The organism is Deinococcus pimensis DSM 21231 (assembly GCF_000519345.1).
Classification (GTDB): domain Bacteria; phylum Deinococcota; class Deinococci; order Deinococcales; family Deinococcaceae; genus Deinococcus_A; species Deinococcus_A pimensis.
Window position 1 is genome coordinate 31,716 of the sequence record NZ_KI912670.1, and the last position, 12,068, is coordinate 43,783.

The 12,068-nt window shown below is 72.2% G+C and carries 15 protein-coding genes; 11 read left to right on the forward strand and 4 right to left on the reverse strand.

Going from position 1 to position 12,068, the window contains the following annotated elements; all coding sequences use genetic code 11:
- The 3 genes from DEIPI_RS32725 to DEIPI_RS0119170 all read right to left on the reverse strand — a co-directional run.
- Positions 1–692, reverse strand: a 692-nt coding sequence (locus DEIPI_RS32725; protein WP_169737158.1) for an ABC transporter permease, incomplete at its 3' end; no start/stop codon positions are given.
- Between the two features lie 37 nt (positions 693–729).
- Positions 730–1,932 (reverse strand): zinc-dependent alcohol dehydrogenase, encoded by a 1,203-nt coding sequence (locus tag DEIPI_RS0119165; RefSeq protein ID WP_027482835.1) that lies wholly within the window; start codon positions 1,930–1,932, stop codon positions 730–732.
- Positions 1,933–2,057: 125 nt separating this feature from the next.
- Positions 2,058–2,978: an alpha/beta fold hydrolase gene (locus DEIPI_RS0119170; RefSeq protein WP_027482836.1), complete on the reverse strand. Its 921-nt coding sequence runs from the start codon at positions 2,976–2,978 to the stop codon at positions 2,058–2,060.
- A gap of 333 nt (positions 2,979–3,311) precedes the next feature.
- Here DEIPI_RS0119170 and DEIPI_RS0119175 point away from each other — a divergent pair, with 333 nt between their 5' ends.
- The 5 genes from DEIPI_RS0119175 to DEIPI_RS0119200 all read left to right on the forward strand — a co-directional run bounded on the left by DEIPI_RS0119175 (position 3,312) and on the right by DEIPI_RS0119200 (position 6,862).
- On the forward strand, positions 3,312–3,809 hold the full coding sequence (locus DEIPI_RS0119175) for an NfeD family protein (protein WP_027482837.1): 498 nt from the start codon (positions 3,312–3,314) through the stop codon (positions 3,807–3,809).
- A 7-nt stretch (positions 3,810–3,816) separates the two neighbouring features.
- Complete coding sequence (locus DEIPI_RS32730) at positions 3,817–5,385, forward strand: flotillin family protein (protein ID WP_245588606.1); 1,569 nt, start codon at positions 3,817–3,819, stop codon at positions 5,383–5,385.
- Between the two features lie 143 nt (positions 5,386–5,528).
- Entirely contained in the window at positions 5,529–5,837 is a 309-nt protein-coding gene (locus DEIPI_RS0119185; protein WP_027482838.1) for a hypothetical protein, read from the forward strand.
- 264 nt (positions 5,838–6,101) lie between these two features.
- Positions 6,102–6,395 carry a hypothetical protein gene (locus tag DEIPI_RS0119195; protein ID WP_027482839.1) on the forward strand — a complete coding sequence of 98 codons (294 nt, stop codon included), beginning with the start codon at positions 6,102–6,104 and terminating at the stop codon, positions 6,393–6,395.
- Positions 6,392–6,862: a response regulator gene (locus DEIPI_RS0119200; RefSeq protein WP_027482840.1), complete on the forward strand. Its 471-nt coding sequence runs from the start codon at positions 6,392–6,394 to the stop codon at positions 6,860–6,862. Before DEIPI_RS0119195 ends, DEIPI_RS0119200 begins: the two co-directional genes overlap by 4 nt.
- Positions 6,863–6,868: 6 nt before the next feature.
- Here the strand turns inward: DEIPI_RS0119200 and DEIPI_RS0119205 are convergent, their stop codons facing one another.
- Positions 6,869–7,861 (reverse strand): MBL fold metallo-hydrolase, encoded by a 993-nt coding sequence (locus DEIPI_RS0119205; protein ID WP_027482841.1) that lies wholly within the window; start codon positions 7,859–7,861, stop codon positions 6,869–6,871.
- A 129-nt stretch (positions 7,862–7,990) separates the two neighbouring features.
- On the opposite strand from DEIPI_RS0119205, the gene DEIPI_RS0119210 reads away from it, so the two are divergent.
- The 6 genes from DEIPI_RS0119210 (at position 7,991) to DEIPI_RS0119235 (ending at position 11,895) form a co-directional block, all read left to right on the forward strand.
- On the forward strand, positions 7,991–8,653 hold the full coding sequence (locus tag DEIPI_RS0119210) for a hypothetical protein (RefSeq protein WP_027482842.1): 663 nt from the start codon (positions 7,991–7,993) through the stop codon (positions 8,651–8,653).
- Between the two features lie 82 nt (positions 8,654–8,735).
- Positions 8,736–9,638 (forward strand): DMT family transporter, encoded by a 903-nt coding sequence (locus DEIPI_RS0119215; protein WP_245588607.1) that lies wholly within the window; start codon positions 8,736–8,738, stop codon positions 9,636–9,638.
- 85 nt (positions 9,639–9,723) lie between these two features.
- Positions 9,724–10,095: a hypothetical protein gene (locus tag DEIPI_RS32735; RefSeq protein ID WP_045234735.1), complete on the forward strand. Its 372-nt coding sequence runs from the start codon at positions 9,724–9,726 to the stop codon at positions 10,093–10,095.
- On the forward strand, positions 10,092–11,069 hold the full coding sequence (locus DEIPI_RS0119225; RefSeq protein WP_027482844.1) for an alpha/beta hydrolase family protein: 978 nt from the start codon (positions 10,092–10,094) through the stop codon (positions 11,067–11,069). The genes DEIPI_RS32735 and DEIPI_RS0119225 overlap by 4 nt, the downstream gene beginning before the upstream one ends.
- 19 nt (positions 11,070–11,088) lie before the next feature.
- Positions 11,089–11,589, forward strand: a complete 501-nt coding sequence (locus DEIPI_RS35760; RefSeq protein WP_052351834.1) for a winged helix-turn-helix domain-containing protein — start codon at positions 11,089–11,091, stop codon at positions 11,587–11,589.
- Between the two features lie 84 nt (positions 11,590–11,673).
- Positions 11,674–11,895, forward strand: coding sequence for a hypothetical protein (locus DEIPI_RS0119235; protein ID WP_027482845.1), 222 nt, complete (start codon positions 11,674–11,676; stop codon positions 11,893–11,895).
- Positions 11,896–12,068 lie beyond the last annotated feature (173 nt).

The window sequence follows — 12,068 nt, forward strand, 5'->3', positions numbered from 1 at the left end:
GAGAGTTCCTCGGCGACACGGGAGACGTCCCCCTCGCGCCGGACCTCCACCGCCGCGAGCGACACGTCCGAGCCCACCCCGAGCGCCCGCTGCAGCGTCGTGAGGGGCGCGATCACGAACCCGTCCGTGGCGGCGCCCGTCGGCGCGAGCACCCCCACGATCCGCGCCTCCCGCAGCGGCGGGACCGTGACGACGTCCCCCGGACGCACGCCCAGGTGCCGGGCGACGACGCTCCCGAGGAGCACCACGTCCCGCCCCTCGTCGCGCGGCGCGAGGCCCCGCCCGATCCCCACCCGCGTGAATCGGTACACCCGGGAGAAGCCCGCCGAGGCCGGAATGCCGTAGAGCGTGACCCGCAGGCCCCGCACGTCACCCGCCACGAGGACCACCGGCGTGACGTGCGCGAGGCCGAGCGCGTGAGCTCTTTCCTCGACCTGCCGCACGACGTTCCGGGGCAGCGTGGGCGGCGGTGTCAGCGACCCGAGCAGGTCGCCGCGCGACACCTGGAGCTGCGGCGCCACCTCGCGCATCTGCTCGTCCACGGCGTGGCCCAGCCCCGCCCCGAGCGAAAGGAGGACCGTGAGGCCCGTCGTGGCCACGGCGACGCCCGCCGCGGTCGTCACGGACCGCGCCGGGCGCCTCAGCAGGCCGCGCCAGGACAGCGCGACGAGCGGGCCGAGGGGGGCGTTCACGCGCGCAGTATAGGCGGGCGGGCCCCCAAGGGCGGGCTCACATGCCCGGCACGACCTCCACCTTGAGCCAGCCGGGGCGGCGCTCGTCGAAGGCCTGGTAGGCCGCGACGGCGTCGCTCATCTCCTCGACGTTCGACAAGAGCGCCGTCGGGTCGAGCGTCCCGTTCTGGATGAGGTCGAGCAGCATCGGGATGTACTTGCGGTGGTTGCAGTTGCCCATGTTCACGGTGAGGTTCTTGTTCATCGCCATGCCCAGCGGGAAGCTCTGCATCGTCTGCGGGTACACGCCGATGATGCTGAGCGTGCCCGCCTTCGCGAGGGCCTGCACGGCCCACTCCACCGCCTGCGAGGGCGCGTCGCCGTGGTTGCCCGCCGTGCCCTGGGGCGCGACCTGCTTGAGCTGCTCCTCGAACTGCTGAGCCTCCTGCTGCGCCTGCTGCGCGGCGGGACCCTCGTGCGCGTGCTTGGCGTCCACGCCGACCGCGTCGATCGCGCGGTCCACGCCCGCGCCGCCCGTGAGGCGGCGGATCGTCTCGACGGGATCCTCCTGCTCGAAGTTGATGGTCTCCGCGCCCTGGTAGCGCGCCGTCTCCAGCCGCGACTCGACGGAGTCCACCGCGAAGACGCGCCCGGCGCCCATCAGCTTGGCGCTCGTGATGACGAACTGCCCGACGGGTCCGCAGCCGAACACCGCGACCGTGTCGCCTTCCTGGATTTCCGCGAGTTCCGCCCCGAAGTAGGCGGTGGGGAAGATGTCGCTGCACAGGATCGCCTGCTGGTCGGTGACACTGTCGGGGATCTTGACGAGGTTCGTCGCGGCGAACGGCACGCGGGCCTTCTCGGCCTGCAGTCCGTGGAAGGGCCCGCTGGCCTTCGGCCCGCCGTAGAACGCGGTGCCCGCGAGGGGCCCGTTGGGGTTGGCGTTGTCGCACTGCGCGGTGTAGCCCGCGCGGCAGTACGAGCAGTACCCGCAGGCGATGGTGCTGGGAATGACGACGCGGTCGCCGGGTCGGAAGTTGCGCACGTCCGGCCCGACCTGCTCGACGACGCCGACGCCCTCGTGACCGAGGATGGTGCCGGGCTCCATCTCGCCGCCCGTGCCGTGCACGAAGTGCAGGTCGGTGCCGCAGATGGCGGACGCGGTGAGGCGGACGATGGCGTCGGAAGGTTCCTGGATGGTGGGTTCGGGAACGTCGTCGAGGCGGATGTCGCCGATGCCGTGCCATACGACTGCTTTCATGCGGTCCTCCTTGTCTTCCCCCGGGGGACGCCTCACTTCAACAGCGGGGCGTGCGTGGAGCGTTTGGGACGCGTGAACTTCCCGTCATGAGAGCCCGCCCGGCGCGCGTCCGGGCGGGCGTGGGCTCAGCGAAGGTTGCTGGCGCGCGCCCAGTCGAGGATCGCGCGGTTCGCCTCGTTCGCCTTCTCGAAGATCGCGGCGTGCGCCGCGCCGGGAATCAGCACGACCCGGCTGTTCGGGATGTTCTGCCGCATCTTCATGCTGAACTCGGGCGGGTACACGGTATCCTCGACGCCCTCGATGATGAGGGTCGGCACGCGGATGGTGGGCAGGGTCGGCACGGAGTCCGCCCGGAACGCGAGGGCGCGCGCGCCCGCGACGTCCCCCAGCACGCTGGCCTGCCTGACGATGCCCGTGAGGAACGCCACGTCGGCGGGGTTGTTCAGGCGCGTCCGTCCGGTGAGCATGTCCTTGAGGAGTTCCGGCGCGAGCGACTGCGGCCCGTAGGTGTTCGCCTTCTCGGCCATGCCCTTCCAGAGGTTCTGCTCGACGACGCTGGCGGGGTTCGCGAGCGTGTCGATCAGGACCATCCCGAGGAAGCGGTCGGGCGCGCGGCGGTACATCTCGAACACGATGGGGCCGCCCATCGACATGCCGCCGATCACGGCCTTCTGCACACCCAGTCGGTCCATGACCTTCAGCGCGTCGCTGGCGTACTGGTTGATCCCGCCGGGGTTGGAGGCGGGCGCGGTGCTGCGTCCGAAGCCGCGGTGGTCGATGGTGATCACGCGGTATCCGGCCGCCGCGAGGGCGGCGCGGTTGCGGGCGAAGAGCTCCCCGCTGAGGGGGTAGCCGTGCAGGAGCAGCATCGGCGTGCCCTGCCCGACGCTCACGTAGTGGATGCGGGCCCCGTCGATGTCGAGGTCGCCCTGCCGCGCGCCCGCCGGGAGGGCCGTGGAGGGCTGCGCGGCGTGCGCGGCGGGCGCGGCGAGCAGGCTCAGGGAGAGGGCCAGGGGAAGAGTGAGGCGTGGAATGCGTCGGTTCATGGGGCTCCTGTCTCCCGCCCGGGGGCGGGTCCTTGCCCAGCATCCCGGCCCGACCGTGAGCTGAGCCGCGTCCGGGGTGAACGTCCTTGCATGCGCTCATCACCGTGACTTCGGACAACCTCGGGACTGTGCGCCCGGCGACACCCGAGGCGGCCCTCGTCGAATGCGCTCACGGGTCCCTCACCGGACTGCTACGATGGAGGCAACGGTACGGGACCGGCCCCCATAGGCCGAACTGGCGGAGTCTGCTCGTGCGGGCTCCGCCCTTGCGTACCGGCAACACCGAAGGCCCACGGGACGTATCGAGGAAGGGTTCCTCGCAGGAGGTGACGAATGATCTATCTGGTGTGCCTGATCGCGGGTGGAGCGCTCCTCGCGCTGTCGCTCGTGCACGGCCTCGACCACGACGGCGGTCTCGACGGGCACGACCTGCCGCACGCGCTCGCGTGGCTCAACCTGCGCTCCGTCGTGACGGCCGTGACGTTCTTCGGTCTGGCGGGCGTCCTGATGGGCTGGCTGGGCCGCCCGCCCGGGGTTCGGCTCGCGTTCGCGTCCGTCACGGGTGTGCTGGTCGCGGGCGTGACGGGCGCGCTGATGTATCAGCTCCGCACGCGCGAGGTGGGCACCCGCGTGGGCTCGCTGGTGGGCCGGACGGGCCGGGTGCTGGTGGCGCCCGCCGGGACGAGGCCCGGCAAGATCAAGCTGGAACTCGCGGGGCAGCTCGCGGAGGTGCTGGTGCGCAGCGAGGACGAGCTGCGCGTCGGCGAGGACGTCATCGTCGTCGAAGCCCAGGGCGGGCTCGTCAGCGTCCGCCGCTGGGACGGAAGGTAGGTGCGTGGTGGAGGTCCTGATCCTCGCGGGCATCGTGGTCGTGGCGGTCGTGCTGGTGCTCGTCAGCGTGCAGCAGTTCCTGATCGTGGTGCCGCCCAACAAGCTGCTCGTCATCAGCGGACGCAGCCGCAAGACGGAGACGGGCGACAGCGTCGGCTTCCGCGTCATCCGGGGCGGGCGGGCCTTCCGCGTGCCGGTCCTGGAGCGCGTCTCGTGGATGGACCTCACGGCCATCCCACTGGAGCTCACGGTGCACAACGCCTACTCGCGCGGCGGCATCCCGCTCAACGTGCACGCCGTCGCGAACGTCAAGATCAACAGCAACGAGCCCTTCATCAGCAACGCCATCGAGCGCTTCCTCGACATGCCGCGCGCCGACATCACGCAGATCATCAAGGACACGCTGGAGGGCAACCTGCGCGGCGTGATCGCGCAGCTCACGCCGGAGGAGATCAACGAGGACCGCCTGAAGTTCGCGGAGAACCTCATCGAGGAGGCCGAGCACGACACGAACAAGCTCGGCGTGCAGCTCGACACCCTCAAGATCCAGAACGTCAGCGACGACGGCGGCTACCTCGACAGCATCGGGCGTCGCCGCACCGCCGAGGTGCTCAAGGACGCCCGCATCGCGGAGGCCGAGCGCAACGCGGAGGCGAGCGAGGCGGAGGCGCAGGCGCAGCAGCGCGCGAAGGTCGCGGTGGCGGTCGCGCAGCGCTCCATCATCGAGGAGGAGAACCGCCTGTCGGTGCGCCGCGTGGAACTCGAAGCGCAGGCCGAGGCCCGCAAGAGCGAGGTCGCGGCGGAGGCGGAACTCGCGAAGGTCCGCGCGCAGCAGACGCTGGAGCAGCAGCGGCTCGAACTCGACGCGCAGGTGCGCGCCAAGGCCGCCGAGACGAACCGTGACGCGAAGGTCGCGGAGGCGCAGCGCCTCGCGGACGCCGCCGAGGCGGAGGCCGCGAGCCGTCAGCGCACCGAGGTGGCGCGCGCCGCGGCGGACGGTCAGGTCATCGAGGCGCAGAACGGCGTCCGCGTGCGCCGCGCCGACCTCGAAGGGGTGGCCCGCTCGCGCGAGGCGCAGGCGGAGGTGGCGGCGGAGCAGGCGCGCGTGCAGGCGCAGCAGGCCCTCGAAGCGGAGCGCGTGCGGCTCAACGAGCGCCGCTACGAGGCGGACGTCGTGGCGCCCGCGCGGGCCGAGAAGACGGCGGCCCTGCTGCGCGCCGAGGCGGACGCGGCGCCCATCACCGAGGAGGGCCGCGCGAAGGCCGAGGCGTTCCGCCTCATGCTGCAGGCCTTCCGCGAGGCCGGGGACGGCGCGGAGCGCGCGTACGTGCTGAGCATGCTGCCCGGCATCGTGGAGCAGCTCGCCGGGACCGTGAGGGGCGTGAACATCGACAAGCTCAGCGTCATCGACAGCGGCAGCGGTCAGGGCTTCCAGAGCGCCCTGTCGAACATGCCGCGCGGCGTGATCAACCTCGTGGAGCAGGTGGAGACCGCGACGGGCGTGCAGCTGCTCTCGGCGCTGCGGGCGGGCGCGGCGGCCCCGGAGACCGTGCCGATCCAGGCCGCCGACGACTGAACATTCGTTCGGGATGCGTCAACGGGCCTTCACGCGGCTTAAAGAGAGCCGGGACTACAGTTGAGTACGCTGCCGACGGCACCCCGAGCTTCACGGTGCCGTCGGTCTTCGTTTCTCCCGCCTTCCCACCTGAGGTGCCCATCATGAGCCGATTTATCCTGAGGGGCCGCTGGCACGGCTCCCCGCTCGATTCCGAACGTCACTTCGAGGGAACCGTCGTGGAGGCCGGTCACACGGGTCTCCACGAGGGCGCCGCCGTGAGCGTCACCTGGCAGGCGGACGTGTTCACGCTCATGACGCGCCCCGCGCACGCGCACGGCTCCTACCGGCTCGGCGGGATGCCGTCGGACCGCTTCGTCCTCGCGAGCTTCGTGCGCAAGGACGGCGAGGTGGGGCGCGACGCCGTCCACGACGGTGAGGAGCAGCTCTGGGGCGGCGAGATCTACTCCTGAGGGCGGTCCATGACCTCCGTGCGGAGCTCGTGGTCGTGGTCGGTGGAGCGGTCGTCCACGAGGTACGCCTCGCGTGACTCCGGCACAGAACCGTCCGAGGGTGAGTCCGGTGCGCACGGTCGCTGCCTCCACGGCCCGGCATGAGCGTTCCAGCAGGTGCGGGGTCGAGCGCCCCGGCGTGAAGTTCTCCTCAACCCCGGCCCAGCGCGCCTTCAGGTGCCCGCCATGCTGGGTGTGGAAGCCTCACGCTACCCTCGGGATCACATGGAGGCCGCCGCCCGACTTCTACTCGACAACCTCTCCCGGACCCTCGACGCCGCCTTCCGCGACGTCGGCGGGGCCGCCGTGGACTTCGAGACGCACGAGCGCCTGCTCATGAAGCTCGAACGCCTCGACGCCGAACTCGGGGACGTGCTGCGCGAACCCGGACTCGGCGGCGAGGAGCTGCGCGAACGGCTCCTGGGTGTGGAGGCGCGGCTCGCGATGCTGATGGCGGAGGCCTGGGTACGCCGCAAGCCCTCCAACGAGGACGTCCGCGCGCGTGAGGAGCGCGTGTGACCGCCACCGCCCGCCCCCGTTCCGCCACGGCGGACATCCTGCTGATCGAGGACCAGCCTCACGACGTGGAACTCGTGGAGATGGCCCTGCAGCGCGCAGAGGTCCGGCACGTGCTGCACGTCGTGCCCGACGGTGAGGACGCGCTGGATTACGTCGAGGGGCGCGGACGCTACGAGGGCGCGGCGCGGCCCGACCTGATCATCCTCGACCTGAGCCTCCCGCGCCGCTCGGGGCTGGAGGTGCTCTCCCGGCTCAAGAGCGACCCCGGATTGAAGGTCATTCCCGTCGTGGTGCTGACCTCCTCGCGCGAGGAGACGGACGTGTGGCGCAGCTATCACGCGCACGCCAACGCGTACATGGTCAAGCCCGACGACGTGGAGGACTTCATGACCGCGCTGCGCCGCCTCACGGAGTTCTACCTCATGAGCGCGCAGCTGCCACCCCGCGCGCCCGTCGAGCGCCGCTGAGGGCGTTCAGGTCCAGTGAGGCGGGAACTCCACGCGCGGGAAGACCGCGCGTGCCTCGGCGAGCAGGCCGGGCAGGTCGGCGGCGTCGTACCGTTCGGAGACGTGGAACAGCACGAGCCGCCCCACGTCCGCATCGCGGGCGAGCCGGGCGGCCTGCACGCTCGTCATGTGATGGTTCGCGATCGCGAGCGCGTGGTCGTGCGCGCGGTACTGGCTCTCGCACACGACGGTGTCCACGCCGCGCAGGACGCTCGTGAGGCGGGCGTGCGCCTCCTCGTCCAGCAGGAAGTCCGTGAGGTACGCGACCGACTCGCCCGGCGTGGTCCGCAGGAGTTCCCCGCGCAGGTCCGCGAGGTGAAAGGTCCGCCCCTGCGCCTCCAGCGTGCCCTCCTCGCCCGCCTTGAGGCGTGACACCCACGGTCCCGGAGTGAGGCCGAGTTCGCGCAGGCGGTCGGTGTCGAGATTCACGCGCGGCGTCTTCCGGACGACGTACGCGGCGCTCGGGGTGCGGTGGTCCAGCAGGTACGCCTCCACCGAGAGGGCGTCGTCGCGCAGGATCACGGCGTCCTCGCGTTCCACGCGCGGAAGTTCGTGCCGCGCCGCGAAGGCCTCCGCGAGCCGGAAGCGCGCGCCCGACACGTGATCCTCGTGAATGTCGTGGACGTCCCAGGTACCGGGCAGGCCCGCGTGGAGGTTCCACATGACGCCGCGAAGTCGGTGGTGCAGCAGGGTCGCCGTCTGCGCAGGACCCCAGACGTCCACGGTGCGGGGCCGGGCGGCGTTCACACGGAAGAAGCCGTCGAAGCCCGCGACGTGATCCATGTGCAGGTGCGAGAAGAACAGGTGGTCGATGTCCTGGACGTCCGCCCGGGCGACCCCGCGCAGGACGCCCTCACCGCAGTCGAACAGCAGGCGGCGCGCGCTCTGCCCGCCGAGGGCGCGGACGAGGAGGGCGTTGTCGTCGCGGGGACCGCCGAGCACGCTGACGTGGAGGGGCATGCGCTCAGCCTAGGTCGGATCGCGTGCCGGGCGCGCCGCCTTGAGGTTGACTCAAGCCTTCGTGACTTCCGGGTCGCGGCGCCCGAGAGTACGCTGCGGAAGCAGTTCAGCGAGAAAGGAAGCCCGCCCATGCCCACCCAGCCCCATACCCTCTCCGTCCTGCACGCCTTCCTGCGTGACTCGGACGAGGTCGCCGTGAACCTCCAGGGGCCCGTCTCGACGCGCTCGCCGATTCTCACACGCACCTTCGGCGCACTGGAGGACGGCGCGGAGTTCCTGCTGCGCGACGACGTGGTCGTGACCGTCGACGACATCCACGGGCACGGGCTCGACGGGTCGGTGCTGCTGCTGCACACGCGCGGGATGATCGTCCGCGTGGAGCGCACCGTCGCGGCCCGTGTGGGCCTGCTGGTCCTCATGACGCACGTGCCGGGACGGGAGGTGTCGCTGGAGGTTCCGGGGCAGGACGAGGCGCGCGAGCGGGTGCTGGGCGCCTACCGGGAGCGGGTGGGTCACCTGGAGCACGACGAGACGCCGTCACGTGTCACGCTGGTCCGGGTGGTGGTGCCGCGTTCGCTCGCGCAGGACGCGGAGGAGCTTCACAGGGCGCTGCGCGAGGAGCACGCGCAGGGCGGGCTGGACGTCAGCCGCCGCGACGGCTCCGTGCAGGTGCTGCGTGACACGCTCCTCAACGGGTACCGCTTCGTGGAGCGTCAGAAGTACGCCACGCAGGAGCTCGTACGCGTTCACAGCTTCGAGACGGGCGAGGCGGCGCGCGCGCAGAGCGACTGACGCCCCGGCTGTGCCGAATTCCGTGGACGGCGTGGGCGGTTGAGGCAAGACGCGCCGCTCACGTCCCCCTAGCCTGGGAGGCGTGCTGGGACGTGAGCGGATGAAGACGGGCCTGAACTCGGCGCGTTCCGACGAGTGGGCGGGCGTGGCGCTCGCGCTGGTGTCGGCGGTGGCGTCGGGAAGCCTCGGGATTCTCGGGAAGGCGGCGGCGTCGCTGGGGATGGGCACGCCGACCCTGCTGTCGTGGCGCTTCGGGTTGACGGCGGCCCTGCTGTTCGCGCTCGGCGCGGGCCGGGTGGGCCGGGGGGAGCGGGTGAGGCTCCTGGTGGTCGGGGCGATGTACGCGATGTCCACGGTCGCGTACTTCACGGCGCTGGGACGCGTCTCGGCGGGAACGGCGGGTCTGCTGGTGTACGTCGCTCCGGCCTTCGTGGTGCTGTACGGCGCGCTCCTCGGGACGCGACCGACGGTCGGGCAGGTCGGGGCGCTCGTCCTCGCGCTCGCGGGGCTCGGCGTGGTCGTGGGTCTGCCGGGCGCGGCGGACGCGGACGCGCTCGGCCTGGCGGCGGGAGGCGCGGCGGGCGCCCTGTACGGCGGCTTCGTCTTCGCGAGCGGGCGGCTCGCGGCGGGCTCGGCGCCTCTCACGGTGACCGCGCACGTGGCGCTCGTGTGCGCTCTGACGTTCGCGGCGCTGGGGTTCGCCCACGGCACGCCGGGCGTCCCGTCGGGCGCCGCGCAGTGGACGGTGGTGGTCGCGATGATCGTGGCGCCGACGCTCGTGGCGATCCCGGCCCTGCTGGGCGCGGTGAGGAGGATCGGCGGGACACGCGCGAGCCTGCTCGCGACGACGGATCCGCTGTGGACGCTGCTGTTCGCGGCGCTCTTCCTCGGGGAGGGCGTCGGGGCGAGTCAGCTCCTGGGAGGCGCGTTGATCCTGAGCGGGTCGGCGCTGGCGCAGATCGGTGGAGGAACGCGGCGGGACTGAGTTGCCTCCGCCGAACTGCCTATTTCAATTTTTTTGAAACTGGGGCAGACTGGGGGCATCGGGCAACCGCCCCAAGGAGACCCCCATGACCAACCTCACCCTCACCCCCGACACCCTCGTCCTCGACCTCGGCCGCGCCGACCGCCTCCTCAGCCTGCACCTGCGCTCCACCCTCAGCGTGCCCCTCACGTCCATCACGGACGCCCACGTGGACGACGAGGCCCGCGTCGACTGGAAGCGCGCCCTCAAGGCGCCCGGCACCCACGTGCCCGGCGTCGTCGCCGCCGGCACCTTCTACGAGGAGGGCCGCCGCGTCTTCGCCAACCTCCGCGAGGGGCAGCCCGCGCTCGTGCTGCGCCTGCGCGGCGAACACTACGACGAGATCGTCGTCCGCACCGACGACGTGCACGCCGACCTCGCCCGCGTCCTGGCCGCGATCGAGGAGGTGAACGCGTGAGGCGCGCCGCCCTCCTCGTCCTCGCGGCCCTCGCGGCCTCCGCGGGCGCCACCCGCTCCGAGGACGTCACCCTCACCACCCGGGACGCCACCTTGCGGGGCACGCTCCTCCTCCCCGACGGGCAGGGCCCCTTCCCGGTCGCCCTGCTCGTCGTCGGCAGCGGTCCCGAGGACCGCGACGGCAACTCCCCCCTGCTGCCCGCGAAGCTGGGGTACTTCCGCGCCCTCGCCGAGGCGCTCGCCGCGCGCGGCATCGCCACCCTGCGCTACGACAAGATCGGCGCGGGCACGGGCGTGGCGGCGGCCACGAAGTTCGCGACCGCGAACGACGGCAGGGGCCTCTTCCGCGCCGAGATCGCCTCCATCGGCGGCTGGACGCAGAAGCTGCGCGCCGACCCCCGCCTCGGCGAGATCACCGTCGTCGGGCACAGCCAGGGCGCCCTCATGGCGCTGCTCGCGGCGCGCACCGTCCAGCCCGACCGCGTCGTCTCGCTCGCCGGGCAGGGCGCGGACATCGGCACCACGCTGGAGCGTCAGCTCTCCGCGCAGTTGCCCCCGGCCCTCCTCGCGGACGTCCGAGGCGTCCTCTCCACCATCCGCGCGACGGGCCGCGCCCCGGCCCTGCCCGCCTCCCTGGCGGCCGTCCCCGTGCTCTCCGCGCTCTTCCAGGGCGTCAACGGCGCCTACCTCGCCGACTGGATCCGCTTCGATCCCGCCACGCAGGCCGAGCGGCTCACGGCGCCCCTCCTCGTCGTCGGGGGCGGCGCGGACGCGCAGGTCACGCCCGACGAGGTCCGCCGCGTCGCCGGAGCCCGCGGGGGGATCCAGCTCGCGTTCGTGGACGGCATGAGCCACGTCCTCAAGCAGGCCACCCCGGAACCCGCCTCGCAGGCCGCGGCGTACTCGAACCCCGAGGTGCCGCTCGCGCCGGGACTCGCGGACACGCTCGCGGCGTTCATCCGGTCCGGCCGCTGAGGGGCGATCCTTCAGAGACATGAAGCTCCAGCGCGACCTCACGACCCCCGAAGAGCTCAAGACCTTCGCGGACCCCGTCCGCATGCTGCTCCTGCGGCTGCTCATCGGACGCGAGGCCACCCTGACGCAGCTTTCGCGTCACCTCGGCCTCAAGCCGAACCTCGTGCACTACCACCTCAAGAAGCTCCTCGACCTCGACCTCGTCACGGTCGTCCGCCGTGACGAGGAGGGCAAGCACTACCGCGCCACCGCCATGAACGTCGGCTTCGATCCCGACATGCGCTTCACGCCGGACGCGGACCCCACGGCGCTCCCGCCCGAACGGCCGCCCGAGCCGGAGTCGCAGGAGGGCGTCAGCGTCCACCAGACGGCGCTCGCCCTCACCGACGACGGGCTCGCCGCGCTGGAAGCCGAACTCGTCGCCGTCATCGAGCGCCACCGCGCCGGGGCGGGGGAGGGCGCGCGCCTGCGCGCGGTCACGGTCGCGCTCGTCACGCCGCCCGACCCGCCGGGCGGCTGAGCCCGAAGGTCAAGTCCCGTTCACGGCGTCCGCATGGACGCCGGAAGCGCGCGGCGTAGCCTCGGTGCACCGAGAGGAGCGACCATGACCAACCCCGAGGGACGGCCCGAGGACATCCGGCAGGAGGACGACGCGGACCGCGCCGACCTCCCGGAGGGCGTGACGGAGGAATTCCGGGATATCACCGACGACGACCTCGACGGCGTGGGAGAGAACCAGACCACGCTCGGCGTGGAGGGCGGCGGCCTCGACGACCTGCCCGACGACGTCGACGACGACCTCAGCGAGATGGAGGAGGAGGACTGAACGCTCCGGGCGGGACCGCGCGGTCCCGCCCCTCAATCGGAGCGAGCGGACTCCACGAGCCGCCGCCCCAGCAGGCGGGACGCCCACCACACCACGAGCGTCGCGAGCGTGAGGAGCGCCGGAAGCCACCACCACGCGCCGCGCACGGCGAGCGTCGCCCGCGACGGCGTACA